Annotated in this window: 22 protein-coding genes and 1 other annotated feature; of the genes, 1 reads left to right on the plus strand and 21 read right to left on the minus strand. The window is 37.6% G+C overall.

Annotation, left to right across the window (positions count from 1 at the left end; genetic code table 11):
• Positions 1–53: 53 nt before the first annotated feature.
• Both FC19_RS05090 and FC19_RS05095 read right to left on the minus strand, forming a co-directional pair.
• Complete coding sequence (locus tag FC19_RS05090; RefSeq protein WP_057875909.1) at positions 54–791, minus strand: amino acid ABC transporter ATP-binding protein; 738 nt, start codon at positions 789–791, stop codon at positions 54–56.
• The gene (locus FC19_RS05095) at positions 784–2,244 is read right to left on the minus strand and encodes an ABC transporter substrate-binding protein/permease (RefSeq protein WP_057875910.1); all 1,461 of its coding nucleotides are present in this window, start codon (positions 2,242–2,244) and stop codon (positions 784–786) included. Before FC19_RS05095 ends, FC19_RS05090 begins: the two co-directional genes overlap by 8 nt.
• A gap of 232 nt (positions 2,245–2,476) precedes the next feature.
• Between FC19_RS05095 and FC19_RS11620 the strand changes: the two genes are divergently transcribed.
• Positions 2,477–2,623 (plus strand): SPJ_0845 family protein, encoded by a 147-nt coding sequence (locus tag FC19_RS11620; protein WP_169790473.1) that lies wholly within the window; start codon positions 2,477–2,479, stop codon positions 2,621–2,623.
• Between the two features lie 164 nt (positions 2,624–2,787).
• On the opposite strand, the gene FC19_RS05100 is transcribed toward FC19_RS11620, so the two are convergent.
• From FC19_RS05100 to nrdR, 19 genes are all read right to left on the minus strand, one after another.
• Entirely contained in the window at positions 2,788–3,087 is a 300-nt protein-coding gene (locus FC19_RS05100; protein WP_057875911.1) for a nucleoside triphosphate pyrophosphohydrolase family protein, read from the minus strand.
• Positions 3,088–3,106: 19 nt separating this feature from the next.
• Positions 3,107–3,691, minus strand: a complete 585-nt coding sequence (gene yihA / locus FC19_RS05105; protein ID WP_057875912.1) for a ribosome biogenesis GTP-binding protein YihA/YsxC — start codon at positions 3,689–3,691, stop codon at positions 3,107–3,109.
• A gap of 156 nt (positions 3,692–3,847) precedes the next feature.
• Positions 3,848–4,027, minus strand: coding sequence for a 50S ribosomal protein L32 (gene rpmF / locus FC19_RS05110; protein WP_034986545.1), 180 nt, complete (start codon positions 4,025–4,027; stop codon positions 3,848–3,850).
• 88 nt (positions 4,028–4,115) lie between these two features.
• Positions 4,116–4,649 carry a YceD family protein gene (locus tag FC19_RS05115; RefSeq protein WP_057875913.1) on the minus strand — a complete coding sequence of 178 codons (534 nt, stop codon included), beginning with the start codon at positions 4,647–4,649 and terminating at the stop codon, positions 4,116–4,118.
• Positions 4,650–4,728: 79 nt separating this feature from the next.
• On the minus strand, positions 4,729–5,877 hold the full coding sequence (locus FC19_RS05120) for a nucleotidyltransferase (RefSeq protein WP_057875914.1): 1,149 nt from the start codon (positions 5,875–5,877) through the stop codon (positions 4,729–4,731).
• Between the two features lie 13 nt (positions 5,878–5,890).
• The gene (locus FC19_RS05125) at positions 5,891–6,631 is read right to left on the minus strand and encodes a class I SAM-dependent DNA methyltransferase (RefSeq protein WP_057875915.1); all 741 of its coding nucleotides are present in this window, start codon (positions 6,629–6,631) and stop codon (positions 5,891–5,893) included.
• Between the two features lie 2 nt (positions 6,632–6,633).
• A complete protein-coding gene (gene rsfS / locus FC19_RS05130; protein WP_057875916.1) occupies positions 6,634–6,990 on the minus strand; it encodes a ribosome silencing factor in 357 nt (118 codons plus the stop codon).
• Between the two features lie 10 nt (positions 6,991–7,000).
• Positions 7,001–7,600: a bis(5'-nucleosyl)-tetraphosphatase (symmetrical) YqeK gene (gene yqeK / locus FC19_RS05135; RefSeq protein WP_157061258.1), complete on the minus strand. Its 600-nt coding sequence runs from the start codon at positions 7,598–7,600 to the stop codon at positions 7,001–7,003.
• A complete protein-coding gene (locus FC19_RS05140; RefSeq protein WP_057875987.1) occupies positions 7,593–8,222 on the minus strand; it encodes a nicotinate-nucleotide adenylyltransferase in 630 nt (209 codons plus the stop codon). The genes yqeK and FC19_RS05140 overlap by 8 nt, the downstream gene beginning before the upstream one ends.
• 30 nt (positions 8,223–8,252) lie before the next feature.
• Entirely contained in the window at positions 8,253–8,564 is a 312-nt protein-coding gene (gene yhbY / locus FC19_RS05145) for a ribosome assembly RNA-binding protein YhbY (RefSeq protein WP_057875918.1), read from the minus strand.
• A gap of 17 nt (positions 8,565–8,581) precedes the next feature.
• Entirely contained in the window at positions 8,582–9,700 is a 1,119-nt protein-coding gene (yqeH, locus tag FC19_RS05150) for a ribosome biogenesis GTPase YqeH (RefSeq protein ID WP_057875919.1), read from the minus strand.
• The gene (locus FC19_RS05155; RefSeq protein ID WP_057875920.1) at positions 9,693–10,226 is read right to left on the minus strand and encodes a YqeG family HAD IIIA-type phosphatase; all 534 of its coding nucleotides are present in this window, start codon (positions 10,224–10,226) and stop codon (positions 9,693–9,695) included. Before FC19_RS05155 ends, yqeH begins: the two co-directional genes overlap by 8 nt.
• Before the next feature lie 158 nt (positions 10,227–10,384).
• The gene (rplT, locus tag FC19_RS05160) at positions 10,385–10,744 is read right to left on the minus strand and encodes a 50S ribosomal protein L20 (protein WP_057875921.1); all 360 of its coding nucleotides are present in this window, start codon (positions 10,742–10,744) and stop codon (positions 10,385–10,387) included.
• 164 nt (positions 10,745–10,908) lie between these two features.
• Positions 10,909–11,109, minus strand: coding sequence for a 50S ribosomal protein L35 (gene rpmI / locus FC19_RS05165; protein ID WP_057875922.1), 201 nt, complete (start codon positions 11,107–11,109; stop codon positions 10,909–10,911).
• A 29-nt stretch (positions 11,110–11,138) separates the two neighbouring features.
• Positions 11,139–11,639: a translation initiation factor IF-3 gene (gene infC / locus FC19_RS05170; RefSeq protein ID WP_057875923.1), complete on the minus strand. Its 501-nt coding sequence runs from the start codon at positions 11,637–11,639 to the stop codon at positions 11,139–11,141.
• A gap of 45 nt (positions 11,640–11,684) precedes the next feature.
• Positions 11,685–11,817 (minus strand) — a sequence feature (ribosomal protein L20 leader region).
• 70 nt (positions 11,818–11,887) lie between these two features.
• The gene (gene thrS / locus FC19_RS05175; RefSeq protein WP_057875924.1) at positions 11,888–13,840 is read right to left on the minus strand and encodes a threonine--tRNA ligase; all 1,953 of its coding nucleotides are present in this window, start codon (positions 13,838–13,840) and stop codon (positions 11,888–11,890) included.
• Positions 13,841–14,149: 309 nt separating this feature from the next.
• Complete coding sequence (dnaI, locus tag FC19_RS05180; RefSeq protein WP_057875925.1) at positions 14,150–15,079, minus strand: primosomal protein DnaI; 930 nt, start codon at positions 15,077–15,079, stop codon at positions 14,150–14,152.
• Between the two features lie 26 nt (positions 15,080–15,105).
• On the minus strand, positions 15,106–16,488 hold the full coding sequence (locus FC19_RS05185; RefSeq protein WP_057875926.1) for a replication initiation and membrane attachment family protein: 1,383 nt from the start codon (positions 16,486–16,488) through the stop codon (positions 15,106–15,108).
• A 14-nt stretch (positions 16,489–16,502) separates the two neighbouring features.
• The gene (nrdR, locus tag FC19_RS05190) at positions 16,503–17,012 is read right to left on the minus strand and encodes a transcriptional regulator NrdR (RefSeq protein ID WP_057875927.1); all 510 of its coding nucleotides are present in this window, start codon (positions 17,010–17,012) and stop codon (positions 16,503–16,505) included.
• Between the last annotated feature and the right edge of the window lie 8 nt (positions 17,013–17,020).

Genomic DNA, 17,020 nt, shown 5'->3' on the forward strand with positions numbered 1-17,020 from the left:
ACATTGCTTTTTTCTAGACCTGTATAATGTTTATTTGAACCTTACTTTAAATACTAATTTAAAATTTTGGATAAGAAATCTTGGGCTCTTTCCGTTTTGGGTGTTTTGAAAAATGTTTCTGGGGTTCCTTTTTCCTGGATAGAACCATCTGCCATAAACCAAATCTCGTCTGCTACTTCTTTGGCAAAACCCATTTCATGGGTAACAACGACCATCGTCATTCCAGATTCTGCCAAATCCTGCATAACTTTCAAGACTTCCCCCACCATCTCTGGATCAAGCGCTGAAGTAGGTTCGTCAAAAAGCATAACTTCTGGATTCATAGCCAGTGCTCTAGCGATTGCGACCCGTTGTTGCTGTCCCCCAGAAAGGCTTTGGGGATATTGTTCAGCCTTATCCGCCAGCCCAACTCTTTCAAGCAATTCCTTTGCTCGCTGAGTTGCTTCAGTATCCGAAATTTTTTTAACTCGGAGAGGTGCCAATTTAATATTCTCAATAACATTCATATTTGGAAAAAGGTTAAAGCTTTGAAAAACCATTCCCATTTTTTCGCGAAGATTGTTTAGTTCAGATTCACTGATACCTGTTAGACTGTTGCCTTCAAACAACACTTTCCCAGTTGAGGGCGTTTCAAGCACATTCAAACATCTCAAAAATGTACTCTTTCCAGAACCTGAAGGACCGATCACACAGATTACTTGGCCTTTCTTGACACTTTCATTAATATTTTTAAGAACTTCATTATCTCCAAAAGACTTTCCTAGATTTTGAACTTCAATTAAATTAGGCATGTTTCATCTTCCCTTCAAAATAACCCAGAACTTTAGACAGACCAAACGTCATCAAAAAGTAAATAACCATTGTGATAAAAATCGGAATAACCCCTTTATAAGTTGCAGATTGCACCAACTGCATTTGATACATCAGATCGGTCACACCGATAATTGACACAATAGAACTTTCTTTGATGAGGGTCACGAACTCATTTCCTAATGCTGGCCAAATGTTTTTTAAAGCTTGAGGAATAATGATATAGCGATATGTTTCTTTTTGAGACATTCCCAAGCTTCTTGAAGCCTCCGTTTGCCCGGAAGGAATTGATTCAATCCCTGAGCGGATGACTTCAGCAACATAAGCAGCGGAGTTTAAAGAAACCGCAATAATACCTGCAACCAAAGCTGGTAAAGATTGGATAACTGCACCAACGCCAAAATAAACAAACATGACCTGAACCATTAGAGGGGTCCCACGCACAAACTCAATGTATGAAACTGCCAAACCATGTACAAATTTGCTGCGAGATAATCGCATTAAAGCGAATAGCGTCCCGAGTACAAAACCAAAGAACACCGAGACTACCGTGATAATCAAGGTATATTCAATCCCTTTGGCAAAATATGTCCAATAGTTCATCATTGACTTCTTTTTGCTGTTAGCAGTCATATTTTTAGCTGCAGCTGGAATGTATTTCTTATTGATAAGATTGTCTTTTTTTATCTCATCAATTGTTTTATTTGCTGCTGTTACAAGACTATCTGCTCCCTTAGAAAAACCAATTGCTGAGCCAGTTTGACTTGCATCAATATCAAAGCCTGGATTAATGACTTTTAGATTTCGATTATTTTCGGCAAATGCTTTTGCGGTTGCCTCTTCCATTGCGACAGCATTCACTTTATGTGATTGTAGAGCTATTACTAAGTCATTTAATTTTGCCAAACCCTTAACATCATTGCCCTTCATCTGCTGTTTAACCAACGAATATTGCAATGAACCTGTCTGAGCACCAATTGTTTGACCTTTAAAATCTTTGATTTTTTTAAAACGTGCCGCATCACTTTTATTGATGAGCATATACTGATTACCGGTATAGTATATCTTGGAAAAAGCAACACTCGTTTTTCTCTCAGGTGTTGGATTCATTCCTGCGATTACCATATCGATTTTATGTGTTTCTAACGCAACTAGAAGTGAATCAAAGTTCATATTCCTAATTTTTAATTTGACGCCAATATCCTTAGCAAATCTTTCCGCAATCGAAATATCAAGCCCTACGTATTTTGTTTTGCCATTTTCTTTTGCTGTAAACTCATATGGAGGATAATCGGCACTTGTTCCTACGACCAACGTGCCTTTGTCCTTCACTTTCTGTAAGTAATTATCACTCGCAGCTTTCACATGTGTAAAAGGTATGATAAGTGCTAATAAAAAAATAATTATAAATAAAAAAAACTTGTTTTTCTTCATGCATTCTTTCTCCTTCTGGGATAATACAAGCTACCACCAGGAAAAATTATACCTCACCAGGAATTATTATGCAATAAAATACTCAAAAAGGCATTTTTTATTCATAAAAATGATATTATTATCATTTTTATACAACAAGTTAATTAATTGAAATTAGTTTTAAAAACTGTTATCCTGTACTGAGTGACTAAAGTCAACCACTAGTTAAGGATAAAGGAGTGATTATACCACTATGGGACTTACAGTAAACCGTCAAAATCAGTTAGATAAGATGTTTGAAAAATTTGCAGTCGATCCTGTTGAACCTCCAAAGAAAAAAGAAAAAAATAGTGAAAAAGCAAAAAAAGATTCCCACCAAAATAAAGACTCTGCCCAGTAACATATTAGGCTATGCAAAAGAATCTCAAACAAAGCTAAAAACTTTTTTCCGAAGAGTTAACCGTAACTCTGATTCGTTAAAAGCAGTTTGTAGCCTTGGATGAGATTTTTTTACTATTCTATTATAAAAAATTTCTTGTTATGTAACTTAATACTAAAAATTTTCTACTTATCTTGTGAAAATCCATGTGGATAACGTCTGTTGAGTGTCTGAATATTATCTTCAGCCACTTCATCGAATGGAATATCTGCCCAAGCTGCAATTTGAGATAAATACCAAAGAACATCCCCTAACTCATGCACCATCTCAGAGCGATTTAGATCTTTCCCTTTAAAGGTGTAATTTTTAATCAGATCGATCAACTGTCCGCTTTCACCTGCAAGACCCAATGCACAGTTTGTCAGAACTTGTTCATTACCATATAAAGTTCTTTTTGCAGCCTTTTGATACTCATTAAATTCCATTGCCAGCACCCTTTCAATCTTATTTTGTCATCTTCTCAATCCAAGCCCAAATCGCATCATTTCCAGTTTTATCAACAGCAGAAAACAAAGTAAAAGCATCTTTATTCAAAAAGCCTATCTTTTTTAATGCGCTGCTTGTCACTTTGTTCCACTTGGAACGCGATACCTTATCTATTTTTGTACCGACGGTCAAAACTGGCAACTGATAATAATGTAGAAAATCCAACATTTGAATATCAAGTTCAGTAGGTTCGTGTCGAGCATCGATCAATGAAATTACACCCTTGAGGCTGGGGCGCTTTGTTAAATAGGTTTCAATCATTCTCCCCCACTTCTCACGTTCTTTTTTTGAAACTTTCGCATAACCATATCCCGGGACATCAACTAGAAATAACTTTGATTCAACATTATAAAAATTCAGCGTCTGCGTTTTTCCGGGCTGACCAGACGTACGCGCGTAGCTTTTACGACCAATTAAGGTATTGATTAGTGATGACTTTCCAACATTAGAACGACCAACCAATGCAATTTCTGGAAACCCATCACCAGGATACTGTTCTGGTCTGACTGCGCTAATTGTCAATTCAACATTATGCACTTTCATCTGTGTTGCCTCCTTATCTTGATAAATTCTACCATATATCTTAGCTTTATCCCTATTAAAATATTCAAATATTTTTTTATAATTAGTTATAGAAAAAAAGCATTCCACGACATATAAGCCTGGAATGCTACTATTTCATTGTAATTGAAACTCGTTTTATTTCGATACTTTAACGACTTCCTTGTCACCATAGTAACCACAACTTGAACATACATGATGTGATTTTCTTAATTCACCACAATTTGGACAAGCGCTCATTCCTGGCACTTGTAGCTTGTAATGTGTCCGACGTAATCTCTTACGTGTTTTTGAAGTTTTACGTGCTGGTACTGCCATTGACAGCCACCTCCTTTAAGTTAATTATAAATTATTCAACAAGAAGAATTGTACTTTGTATTCACTAATTTTGCAACCATCCGCTGACTCATTTATCAGTTTTAAAAAAATCTTTCAGTTTTGCCATCCGAGGATCAATATGATCATCATCGTTGCGTTTATGATCTTCCTCTGATAGATTCCAATCTACACCACGAAATTCCGCCGTTTGTTGTTTCTCTTCTGCGGTTAGAATTTTCATCGGAATCTGCAACAAAACGTTGTCTTCAACAATCTGATCTAAGTCAATAACGTCGTTATCTAGAATAATCACAACATCATTACTACCAAAGCGCTCCATATTAGATTCATGATGACTGACGTAATATTCACTCGTATTAAACTTAAGCGGTATTTCGACCGGTTTTAAAGATCTTGTTGAAGGTACAGTCACGGTAACCGCTACTTCTAAATACCCCAACAAACCTAAGCTATCCATCGAAAACAGCCCGTTAACATGCGCCAACGAAATAGCAAGAATATCCTTATTCCGTTTCTTAATCGATGCAGTAACGTCAACCATTGTATCAATATGGAGAGGCTTTGCTCCCTTTTGACTCAACTCACTCAGAGACCACTTCATACAAATCTCCTCCTAATACAACAAGAGTAATTATACCTGTCTCACAAAGCAATGTCAACGTTTATTCCTTGACAGCTAATTATTCAAAATACAAAGGAAAACGACCTAAATCCTGTGGAACTTTATTTACCAATGAATATACTGTTCCTGCGCGGTAGTCAACGGCTAGAAGGTCCTCTTTAGTTTTTTTATCGACTTTCGTTATTATGGGATATCTGCATCTTTTTTTTGCCCTGTTCAAATGAAAGCGGCCTTTATCGCTAAAACCCAACAGTCTAATATAAGGATCTTCTTCAATCTTTCTGACCTCTTCTGATGTAACTTGGATAAGAATGGTCACCGCTAATCGTGACAAACGAGTATATGTATACCGCTTCGACTTGACCGCTTTGATCCAGTCATCAAACACTGCATTCTCTGGAAGTTTTTCGGTTTGTTGCTTTACACGATATTCAAGCCCTTCTGAAACATCGTATAACTTCCTCATCCTCTCCAAACTGCTTGTCTTGATCTGATAGTACAGCAGTAACCAAAAATTCTTCCAGGAAGTTATTCTTTGTTCGGTCAGGCTATTAAAGGTCCAACTAGGAACATATTTACGTATTTCCCTCACGTTCTGTTTTTCCAGCTGTTTCCTAATAGCAGATGCACTAGCAATATGCTTTTTTTCCCTTAAAAAAAGATCATGATGCCCTGCAATTACCCGCTGAAGTGGTATTAGCTCGAAAGGAGATCCCATTTTTCGATTTGCTCGTGCATATGCCAAACCTAAAAGATCATTAGGCTGATCAACACTGTATCCTAATTTTTCGTGAACGGCTCGTTGATATGCAGCAGCGTAAGATTCATTATATTTAGAAAAATCCCCATGAATCTTCATAGTTTTCTCTGCCATCAAATTGAAATCATATGCAGCGTGCTCGGCACCAAAAAACAATTTTTGAACACCCAATTCTTTCAAAATTTTTACTGCACCTAGTGCAAAGCGATCAGCTGGTTGCACACAGAAAACAAGCGGTAATTCAACAACTAAATCCACACCTGCACTTAAAGCCAGCTTAGTCCGTGTCCACTTATCAATACAGGCTGGCTCTCCCCGTTCCAAAAAGTTACCACTCATTGCCACAACAATCGTAGCATCTGGAAACTGAGTGCGTATCTGCTCAAGCTGGTGCAGATGTCCATTATGAAAAGGATTATATTCGGCAATTATCCCAACTACTGTCACCGCAACTCTCCTCCTATATCTTATGGCAAACAAAGAACCATCTTTCTGTTGTCTCGGAAGGCTCAGCATCTCCAAAATCAGCAAATTCTTTTATGCTTTTGAATCCTGCTTCACTTAAAATTCTTCTATACTCTGGTAAAGAATAGGTCCGTTCATAATGTGTCTCATTCAAACGCGCATAACCTTTTTTGTGTTTATCATACACAAAAAAAGTTAGATCATGGATCACACTGTGAGGCTGGTCACCTTCATACGACTGCCAGATAAAAGCACGGTTATCATCCGTATAGTTATACATATATCCAGGATACACGACATCTGTTTGATAAGGAGAAATTACATCAAAAATAAAGTAACCACCCTTTCGTAGATGTTCATACACCTGCCTGAAAACTTTTAGCATACTCTCTTCGTCATCCATATAACACAGAGAATCCAAACAGCAAGTGACAACATCAAAATCAGCTAGTTCACTTAAATCAAGCATGTCGGCTTCTATCAAGGGAATATTTACCTGCTTATCTCTTGCATGCTCTTCGGCCAAAGTTAACATATCCGCAGACAAATCGGAGCCGACAACATCATAGCCCTTCTGAGCCAGCAAAACAGCTAGTCTTCCCGTTCCGCAAGCAAGATCTAAAATCTGAGCCGTTGAGAGCGTTGGAACTTGTTTTTCAATAAATGAACACCATTGTTCATACATTTTCGGTTCCATCAATTCATCATATAGTTGAGCAAATGTTGTATAAACCATTTTTAATCAGTTACCCATTCAGTAACGTCAGCAAGAGGCGCTTCTGACCAAAGTTTTTCTAAATTATAAAAACGACGTGTTTCTGTTTTAAAAACATGTACAATTACATCGGATAGATCTATAAGTATCCAAGTACCGCTATTTTTTCCCTCAACCTGCTTGATTACAATTCCATTTTTCTCAGCATTTTCCTCGATCGTATCAGCAATCGCTTTTACTTGACGCTCGGAATCAGCCTGCATAATCACAAAATAATCAGCAACATAACTTATTTTATGAACATCAAGCGCAATAATATCTTCCGCTTTTTTACGATCTGCCGCTTCAACAACTACCTTTAAAATATCTTTGCTATTCATCTAATTCTCCTTAATTTACTGCGACTACCCAACGATTATACGTTTCAATCGCCGTGGGATAAATTGTCTTATTCGCAGACAATAAATATTGCAGTGTGTGTTTAGTCTCAAAAGCAACTGCCTGATCTAAATTTTTGAATGCAATTGTACGTGCAAAATCTACATCAGGAAATACGCGCCCCTCTTCAACAAAATCAGCAACATAAATTACTTTATCTAGCTGCGTCATTTTTACAGAACCGACAGTATGACGTCTGACGGCATTTAATATCTCTGGATCACTTATCTTAAGTTCATCCTCAATGATCTCGGCACCAACAACCCCATGCCAAATAAAATTATTCCATTTCAATAAATCTGGATCTAAATGCTTTCTGTCAATTACCTTTTTGAATTCCTCAGCGCTTCGTTCCTTGGCATAGTCGTGAACTAAGGCCGCAATACTTGCTTTTTCAACATCTACAGCATTTTTTCCCGCAAGTTCTATAGCAGCTTTCTCCACTCCTAAAATATGCCGATAGCGTTTTTCACCGACACTCTGTTGAACTTTAGTACATAGCTCCACTCTGCTCCCAGCAAAGTACTTTTTGTGATACTTTAAATCAAACATCATATAGTCCCCTTTCATAAATGTATTTTTCAACAGCATCAGGTACTAGATATTTGATAGAACAGTGCTGGCTCAGTTTTTGACGAATTAAAGTTGAGCTGATATTAATCAACGGAATATCAACCCACATAATTGGATATTGACTTTTCTGAGGATAGCCTTCACGGATGACACCCACGAAATGAACCATTTTGATCAACTGTTCAATTTTATGCCATTTAGGGAGGTAGGCAACCATGTCGCCACCGATGATAAAATAAAGCTCATATTCAGGATGACACTTTTGTAGAAGCTTGATGCTGTCATAGGTATAGCTTATTCCTCCTCGTTCCAATTCACATTTTTCCATCTGAAAAAGATCATTTCCAGCTATACTCAACTCAACCATTTGTTCACGCTCGAATGGACTGATTGACTCTTTATGGTCAACGTGCGGCGGTTTAGAATCCGGCATAAAAAGTACACGTTCCAAACCTAATTGATCTGCAACCTGTTCAGCAATAATTAAATGTCCTAGATGCGGCGGATTAAAAGTCCCTCCCAGAATTCCAATTCTTTTTTTATTTCTACCAAAATCAGGTTCTGATATAGTCAAAGTCTGCGGGTCTTTCACTGTTTGCACAGTCACTTCTCATACCTCCAAAACAGTAATTTATACTTCATTCAATTTATTCGAGATATCCCGATTTTTTATATTATCCGCTTGTCGGTAAAGAACCAGAATATGCCCTATTTCTTGAACGACTTGAATATCTGTCTTTGCCTCTAAATATTTACGAACTTCACCGGTATCTGATGGAGCATTCTGTAAAAGATTGATCTTTACTAGCTCGCGCTTATTTAAAGCATTTCTAACTTCTTTAATCCAAACTGTATTCAATCCTTCTTTCCCAATTTGAAAAAGCGGCTTCAATGAGTGTGCTTGTGCTCTTAAAAAACGTTTTTGTTTCCCAGTTAACGACATGGTTTCCTCCTTAAAATTTATATCATTGCTCTTCGTAATGTAACTGCGACTCCCTTTGGCGCCCATCCAGCAATAATCGTATCTGCATTGACCGTAATCCACCCTAATCCAGAAAAAACAAGATCACTTTTTTGAGTTGTTTTAAATTCAAAACGAACAAGCTTCGGTAATTTTTCTATATTTTCAGCAATTGGTGGCTGTAATAATTCTCCTGCATGCTTCTCGTAGAAAACTTCAGCATTAACTGTCTTTGTTCGATGAATCATCAGATTATTGTCGACATAAACCACTACACCCTTCTTTTCCCCAGCCAAATAATCAAAACGTGCTAAAGCACCTAGGAAAAGTGTTTGTCCCGCTCCCAGTTGATAAACTTTAGGTTTAATTTCTTTTTGCGGTACAGCAATATTTAGTTCCTTACCTGAAAGAAAATGTGCCATCTGCTGCTGATGAATAACTCCCGGTGTATCAATGAGAAAATGTTCATCGTCCAGAGGAATTTCAATTTTATCAAGAGTTGTTCCCGGAAAATGGGAGGTCGTAATTAATTCAGCAATTCCTGTTTTTTGCTTGATAATTTGATTAATTAACGTCGATTTTCCAACATTGGTAACCCCTACTACGTAAACATCACGTCCATTACGATGTTTGTCAATTAACTTTAACAAAGAATCTATCATGTGATTTTTTTTGGCGCTTACCAAGGCAACGTCAACTGGTCGCAGTCCTTGCATATTAGCATTTTGCCTAATCCAATCCCTCAACTTAGATCTTTTCAGAGACTTTGGCAATAGATCTTCCTTGTTACCAACGATCAATATCGGATTATCACCGACGAAACGCTGAAGCCCTGGTATAATTGAACCACTGAAATCAAAAATATCAACCACATTAACTATTAATGAATCTGTTTCGCCAATCTGTGTTAAGATTTTCAAAAAATCATCATCTGTTAATGCTACATCAGACACTTCATTATAGTGACGCAATCTGAAACAACGTTTGCAATATAAATCCTCTTCTTCACCTTTTTTTTGAACCGCTGAGTTTGGAACATATCCTACACCTTTAGGATCAGTACTTTGAATCAATGCCCCACAACCAATACAATACAGTTCTTCGTTCTCTTTATTCATCTAATGAATGCCCCCATGTTGATGAAATAACATTATTTTTTATCAAATTTTTTTTAATAATTCTTTCGAAAAAGCGATTAATTTTAGTATTCCATGCATCAGTTTCAATAATGGGCTTAACTAAAATACTTTTAATACCAGCTGAATTAGCAGCAGCAATATCCGTCACAAGCTGATCGCCTACCAATACTAGTTCGCTACTTTCCAGTTTGAATTTTTTCTTTGCTTCATCTATACCTCGCGAAAAGGGTTTTAGTGCACGTGAAACAAAGGGAAGTTTTAAGGGCGCCGCGGCTTTGGCAACACGTCTCTTACTGTTATTAGATACAACGATGACGGGAATTGACTCCGCACGCATTATTTCTAACCAGCGTTTTAATTCAGATGTTCCGTTAGGGTTATTCCATGCAATCAAAGTATTATCCAAATCTGTTAATATAACCTTGATCCCATTTCTTCTTAAATCTCCTGGTGTCAAATCATAAATTGATTCAAGCATCCAGGTTGGCTTGAAACGTGCAAACATATAACACACTCCTATTTTTTCTTGACCTATTTATTATATGCTACTTTTATTAAATTGCGCAAAAATTTATGATTGCTACTTGTACAGTTAATTTATCTAGATATAACAAAAGTCTAGAACAAATTTTGTCCTAGACTCTCTCTTCTTGCTTACGTTGTCTACTTAGCTAAAGCTTTCTTTGCTTCTTCAACAATAGAAGTGAAAGCAGCACTATCATTAATCGCTAAGTCTGCTAGCATTTTACGGTTTACTTCAATTTCTGCAAGTTTCAAACCATGCATCAATTTGCTGTAACTGATATCATTATTGCGAGCAGCAGCATTAATACGAGCAATCCATAATTTACGGAAATTAGATTTAGTCTTGCGACGATCACGGAATGCATATTGGTAAGATTTCATAACTTGTTGCTTAGCAACCTTAAACTGGATATGTTTTGACCCACGATATCCCTTTGCTAATTTGATCATTTTTTTACGACGTTGGCGTGTAACTGTTCCACCTTTAACACGTGGCATGAAAATTCCTCCTTAAATTAGTCTAAGGGTGTAAATTACAATATTATTCGCTATATGCGGATCTGCCCTTAGAACACATATCTCTTTTTTGAGATGTATTACTAATCACACATGTGATTTTATTTTTCAATTAATGAACCTTAAAAATCCGAAAAATGCATAAGCTATCTAACTTGTGAAAGCATTTGTTTGATACGCTTCATATCTGAAGCAGATACCATTGATGCTTTACGCAATTGACGACGTTGCTTTTTCGTCTTTCCATGGAAACGATGACTAGTAAAAGCGTTTGAGCGCTTTAAGCCGCCATTTCCTGTTCGTTTGAAACGTTTTACTGAAGCACGATGTGTTTTTTGTTTTGGCATAATACTTTCTTCCTCCTATGTTAAAAAGCCTAATTTTCGGCTTTAGGCGCTAACATTAAAAACATGCTACGCCCATCCATTTTAGCTCTTGATTCAACCGTCGCAATATCATTAGTTGCCTTTGAGAACCGGTTCAAAACATCATAACCAATTTCCTTATGTGTAATTGCACGACCTTTAAATCGGATAGATACCTTAACTTTGTCTCCTTTAGAAAGAAACTTGCGTGCATTTTTCATCTTGGTATTAAAATCATTAATATCAATCGTTGGACTTAACCGAACTTCTTTAACATTGATGACCTTTTGTTTCTTTCTTGCTTCACGCTGCTTCTTTTGCAGTTCGAAACGATATTTTCCATAATCCATGACTCTGGCAACTGGCGGCTTTGCTTTCGGTGCAACTAAAACTAGATCTAAATTCGACTGTTCAGCTAAGCGCAAAGCTTCCTGCTTGGACTTAACACCAAGCTGAGAGCCATCACTAGCAATCAGACGCACTTCACGTGCTCGAATACCTTCGTTTACCATTTTATCAACTGCTATGGTGTTTCACCTCCAAATATAATCAGAGAAAATGCAGAAAAAACGGGAAACTTATCACTAAGCCTCCCGCTTTCTTCACTTCGTTCAATCCGAAACTCACTTTATAAGTGCCCGGGAACAAAAGTGTTCTCAAGGCGAGAAGCGGGTGCTTCTGCTTTTTTCTCAACTTTTCTTATATTATCATTGTCATACACACAAGTCAAGCTTATTATTCAAGTTTATCAGGCTTACATTTATTCTGCTTCTCGACTATAGCTGGCTACATCTGCAAGTATTTCATTTACAAAATCATTTATCTTTACTTCTTTAGTGTTATCTTGCCCATACCGACGAACTGAAACACCCTTTTCTGCAACTTCCTTATCACCGACTACTAAAATATAAGGGATTTTGTTGACTTGTGCCTGTCTGACCTTATAGCCCATTTTCTCGTTTCTTTCATCAATATTAACTCTAATTTTATTTGCTACCAGGCGGTCACGCAATGCTTCACAGTATTCCAAGTGCAAGTCATTCTTCACAGGGATAATTGTAACTTGTTGCGGTGCTAACCAAGTTGGGAATGCTCCCTTATAAATTTCCGTCAAATAAGCTGTAAAACGCTCCATTGTAGAAACGATTCCACGATGGATCATAACTGGTCGATGTTCTTCGCCATCAGCACCGATGTAATGTAAGTCAAATTTTTCCGGCAACAAGAAATCTAATTGAATAGTTGATAGCGTCTCCTCGCCGCCCAGTGCAGTTTTTGTCTGAACATCCAGTTTAGGGCCATAGAAGGCAGCTTCACCTTCTGCTTCATAATAGTCAAGGCCAAGATCATCCATTGCAGCTTTTAACATCTTCTGTGATTTTTCCCACATTTCATCATCATCAAAATACTTATGTGTATTTTTAGGATCACGATAACTGAGACGGAAACGATAATCTGTAATATCAAAATCGCTATAGACCGAAACCATCAACTGAAGTGTTTGTTTGAATTCTTCTTCGATTTGATCTGGCGTAACAAACGTATGACCATCATTTAATGTCATCTCACGTACACGAGATAAGCCTGTCAAAGCACCAGATTTTTCATAGCGATGCATCATGCCTAATTCTGCAATCCGAAGTGGAAGATCACGATATGATCGAATATGGCGGTTATAAATTTGAATATGTGAGGGGCAATTCATTGGACGCAGTTCAAGCATCTCTCCGTCACCCATGTCCATTGGTGGAAACATATCTTCACGATAATGATCCCAATGCCCAGATTGTTTGTATAAATCGAGATTTGCAAGAATTGGAGTATAAACGTGTTCATAACCACGTGAAACTTCCTTGTCAATAATGTATCGTTCAATCGTTCTTCTGATTGTTGCACCCTTTGGCATCCAATAAGGCAGACCCGCGCCAACTTTAGGATCTACAAAAAACAAATCCAAATCGTTGCCAATAACACGGTGATCACGCTCACGCGCCTCTTGACGACGTTTTAATTCAGCATCTAGATCTTTTTGCTTGAAAAATGATGTTCCATAAACACGTTGAAGCATTGGATTGCTTGAAATGCCTTTCCAATATGCCCCCGCCACAGAGAGTATTTGAAAAATTTTAACTCCTTTGGTGGTTGCTAATTTTGCACCGTCAGAGACATCGACAAAATCCCCGAGCACATGGACAGCTACTTGACCATCATTTTCGGCTGCTGCTTTTTTGACCAGTTCCATCCGATAAGGATCACCATCAACAGCTTTTAAAGCTTCCTGTTCGTTAAGAACTTTATATTTGATTGCCATATTCGCTTTCACAAGCTCTTTCATCTTTTGTGAAATTTTATCAAACTCAGTTTCAGCTACCTGACCCTCAGCATTATCTGTATCAAAATAAAAACCATGTTCTGTCACTTTTCCTTCGCCAAAGTGCATTTTAGGATATAATTCAGACAATGCACTTGCCAATAAAATTGAACCTGTCTGCCATAGAACTTTTACCCCGTCTTCTGAATCTTTGGTGATGATTTTCAACGTTCCATTTTCAACCAATCCCTGTTGGTAGTCGATCAATTTTCCATTAAAATAACCTGCAACGGCCTTTTTGGCAAGACTTGTACTGATTGTTTTAGCAATATCCTCAGTTGTAATTCCCTTGTCAAACTCCTTGATCGTTTCATCTGGAAATGTAATTTTAATTTTTCCCATATTAAGTTTCCTCCAAATTATAATAATAAAAAAGCCCTAATGTGTTAAAACACATTAGGGACGTTAATTAACGCGGTTCCACCCAAATTCAAGATTACATAAGAAAAACTGACTTTGCAATCTCCTCAAACACGTTGTTAACGGACGCAGCCCGATCTGACTTTTCACCAGATAAAAAATAGAAGTGGTAAGCTTACAGCCTGAGTAATTTTCAGTCAAGATTACTCATCCCTGAATTCATAAACCTTTTATCTCCTACATCAACTATCTAATATTAAACCACTAATAGACTTGCCGTTCAAGTCAAAATTATTTTTTAAATTGACGGCGGTTTCGACCAACAATCCTAAACTCCTCAGCCAAGAATCTGATTCGCTCCATAATACGTTTGGCTTTAAGCGGCTCCGCTTCACCGCGGTTATTTGTTGTCAGATATTGTTTTTCAAGCTGTATCATATCTAAATTGGAACTAAAAAAAGTTGGTAATTCTTCTTGCATTCGATACTGAAGAATTACTCCTAAAATATCATCTCTTATCCAACTTGAAAGCTGATCCGCTCCTATGTCATCTAACATCAAAACAGGTGTTCTTTTAACTTCATCGACCATTTTCATTGTTCCATTGCTTCCAATTGAATTTTTCATTTCAACTGCAAAGCTAGGAAAATGTAGTAATGTAGACGTCACACCTTCTTCAGCTAAACCATTCGCAATCGCACCTAGAAGATAAGTTTTCCCAACACCAAAACTTCCTTGCAAATACATCGCACGATGAAATTTTTTAGGGGCATTCGTATACTCAACAATAAAGCGGCCAGCTGCCTCAGCCGCCAGCTCTCGTCCTTCAAGATCATAGTCGGCCAACTCCGCATCACGGATATCCTTCGGCATGTTGATTGAGTGGACACGATTATAAATAGCTTGTCTCTTTTTCTGTATTATCAGAGCCTCACTAGGAACATAGGTGACATCTATTAAATGATTGTTGAGAGTCAATTGCGGGTCATATCCTGGAGCAAGTGTTTCTTCGCCTCTTTTTATTTTGTTTTTTACGCTAACAAATTCATACACCTTACTAGCGCTCTTGGCAATATCTTCTTGCGAGAGTCCAGCTTGATTGTCACGGATGAAATTTTTAACTTCTTCATCTTCAAACGCATCACGAATCAATTGACGATAGTTTTTATTCCAATTACGTTTTTTCAATTTTTCAGCTAATTGTTCACCAACATCTTTCATTCCGTCATCTCCCTCAACCACAATTTTTATTTCTTTTTACGAAAACGACTTAACTTTTCTTTGATTTTTTTCCGTTCCTCTTCACTTACAGTTGAAACCTGCTTAGGTTTGTACCCTTCTTGAGCCCAGTCAGGAAGTTCCTCTTTTTGAACGACATTAGTACGCCTGCTTTTCTTAGAGTAACCAGAAGATGGATAGTTTTTTTGCCTTTTTTTCGAATTAAATGTTCGTACCTGTTTCATTGCTTCTTTTGGATCCTTGATTTTCTTTTGTGCCCAATCCGCCACAACTGCTTCAAAAAAAGCACGGTTCAAAACAGACATGCCACGATCAACTATCATGTAGTGAATTAAAATATTGATAACTGCATTATTAAATAACCTTTTCGCTGATACCCATTCAAGCGTATTTCTCTCCGCTGTCGTAACAAAAGTTCCCTTCTCTGACTTTAAAACTCGCAAAAATTCTGCTGGAGCATATGCTTTACATGCATTCAATAGTGCCTGATCAGCTTTATTCAGACCACTATTTTCACTGGCGGCTGTCTTCGACGCTACAATATCTGTTTTATCTTTAGGTATAATTGACCGCAGATGCTCTCGATCACTATATTTTTGATGTAGCAGAGACATAAAAACCTGAAAGTCAACTTTATTTGTCTGTACATTAGCGGCTTCTTCCAAAAGCTGCGTTACTTCAAGCTCATCAAGGCCGTAAACTTCATGAGCTACTAGAACTTTTTCTTTTCGTTCCATAACTTGTTTGACATCGATAAATGATTTGGCTAGCATTTGCTGCAAAAATCTCATATCAAACCCACTTTTGTCCTCATCTAAAATTATACCTTTGGGAATTTCTTCAGTTTGGCCTTGTTCAGCGTTCGCAGCATTGTACAAAGCTTGTGTCTGTAACGAAAAAACATCTAAAAAATGTTTTGTTGTTTCAGTTCCCTTGAAATTTGTTAATCTATTTGGAAGATAAGTTGACTGCAGCTCATTAAAATACTCTTCACCGACCGTCTCTAAAAGTAAGGCTCGCAATAAATCATCTTTAAAAAAAGCCAGTGGTTTCTGGGGCGGTTGAACAATGTAAAGATCTAATTTTCCCAACTCATCTTTTTTTTCAAAAGTTCGCAGTAATCCCAATGCTTCAAGCTTACAGCGTGCTTCAAAAAAAGGCTGTAATCCTATTCCTAACAGATCAAACAGCCTTGTGTGCATTTTACGAACAGAGATTTGCGGTTTCATCTCAATCTGCGTCCTAAGTAAGGAATACAATCCAAATGCAGTTACCCCCATTAATGGCTGGTAAAGACGCAGTATAACATCCATATCACTATCAAATATTACTTCGTTTGAGACAACCACGTAACCATCTCTAGGAGACATCTCCTGCCAGCCTCCGTTCATGACAAACACATCCTTTACTTCTTGTCATCTGGTGTCTGTTCCTTATTGTCACCGTTATTCTTATTTTTCCTATCACGAGCCATCATTTCCTGCAATTCCTTTAGGAAAACACTCATATCCTTAAATTGGCGGTAAACACTCGCAAAACGAATATAAGATATTTCGTCAACATCTGCCAGTAAACCCATTACATATTCACCGACTAATTGACTGGAAACTTCATTTTCTCCAAGAGAACGCACTTTGTTTTCAACTTCATCAACAATTCGTGTGATTTCATCCATTCCAACTGGCCTTTTTTCGGCTGATCGAATCACCCCACGAAGTATTTTTTCGCGATTAAACTCTTCACGCGTGCCATTTTTCTTGATTACCAACAGCGGTGTGGCTTCCACTCTCTCGAAAGTCGTAAACCTAAAACCACAAGCCTCACACTCCCGACGACGCCTAATTACATGACCATCGTCAGCAGGCCTACTGTCGACAACGCGTGAACCATTATGATGGCAATGGGGACATCTCATATCCTTCA

The organism is Liquorilactobacillus aquaticus DSM 21051 (assembly GCF_001436755.1).
Lineage (GTDB): Bacteria > Bacillota > Bacilli > Lactobacillales > Lactobacillaceae > Liquorilactobacillus > Liquorilactobacillus aquaticus.

Excerpts from the sequence above, each read along its gene's own strand:
- yqeK (WP_157061258.1), bottom strand. The coding sequence starts at position 7,600 with ATGTTTGATTTAAAGTATCACAAAAAGTACTTTGCTGGGAGCAGAGTG.
- rpmF (WP_034986545.1), bottom strand. The coding sequence starts at position 4,027 with ATGGCAGTACCAGCACGTAAAACTTCAAAAACACGTAAGAGATTACGT.
- FC19_RS05185 (WP_057875926.1), bottom strand. The coding sequence starts at position 16,488 with ATGAACGGAGGCTGGCAGGAGATGTCTCCTAGAGATGGTTACGTGGTT.
- dnaI (WP_057875925.1), bottom strand. The coding sequence starts at position 15,079 with ATGAAAGATGTTGGTGAACAATTAGCTGAAAAATTGAAAAAACGTAAT.
- rpmI (WP_057875922.1), bottom strand. The coding sequence starts at position 11,109 with ATGCCAAAACAAAAAACACATCGTGCTTCAGTAAAACGTTTCAAACGA.
- FC19_RS05115 (WP_057875913.1), bottom strand. The coding sequence starts at position 4,649 with ATGAAGTGGTCTCTGAGTGAGTTGAGTCAAAAGGGAGCAAAGCCTCTC.
- FC19_RS05155 (WP_057875920.1), bottom strand. The coding sequence starts at position 10,226 with ATGTTTGCACGTTTCAAGCCAACCTGGATGCTTGAATCAATTTATGAT.
- nrdR (WP_057875927.1), bottom strand. The coding sequence starts at position 17,012 with ATGAGATGTCCCCATTGCCATCATAATGGTTCACGCGTTGTCGACAGT.
- FC19_RS11620 (WP_169790473.1), top strand. The coding sequence starts at position 2,477 with ATGGGACTTACAGTAAACCGTCAAAATCAGTTAGATAAGATGTTTGAA.
- rsfS (WP_057875916.1), bottom strand. The coding sequence starts at position 6,990 with ATGAATAGCAAAGATATTTTAAAGGTAGTTGTTGAAGCGGCAGATCGT.
- rplT (WP_057875921.1), bottom strand. The coding sequence starts at position 10,744 with ATGCCACGTGTTAAAGGTGGAACAGTTACACGCCAACGTCGTAAAAAA.
- yqeH (WP_057875919.1), bottom strand. The coding sequence starts at position 9,700 with ATGAATAAAGAGAACGAAGAACTGTATTGTATTGGTTGTGGGGCATTG.
- FC19_RS05095 (WP_057875910.1), bottom strand. The coding sequence starts at position 2,244 with ATGAAGAAAAACAAGTTTTTTTTATTTATAATTATTTTTTTATTAGCA.
- FC19_RS05100 (WP_057875911.1), bottom strand. The coding sequence starts at position 3,087 with ATGGAATTTAATGAGTATCAAAAGGCTGCAAAAAGAACTTTATATGGT.
- yhbY (WP_057875918.1), bottom strand. The coding sequence starts at position 8,564 with ATGTCGTTAACTGGGAAACAAAAACGTTTTTTAAGAGCACAAGCACAC.
- infC (WP_057875923.1), bottom strand. The coding sequence starts at position 11,639 with ATGGTAAACGAAGGTATTCGAGCACGTGAAGTGCGTCTGATTGCTAGT.
- yihA (WP_057875912.1), bottom strand. The coding sequence starts at position 3,691 with ATGAAAGTGCATAATGTTGAATTGACAATTAGCGCAGTCAGACCAGAA.
- FC19_RS05090 (WP_057875909.1), bottom strand. The coding sequence starts at position 791 with ATGCCTAATTTAATTGAAGTTCAAAATCTAGGAAAGTCTTTTGGAGAT.
- FC19_RS05125 (WP_057875915.1), bottom strand. The coding sequence starts at position 6,631 with ATGGTTTATACAACATTTGCTCAACTATATGATGAATTGATGGAACCG.
- thrS (WP_057875924.1), bottom strand. The coding sequence starts at position 13,840 with ATGGGAAAAATTAAAATTACATTTCCAGATGAAACGATCAAGGAGTTT.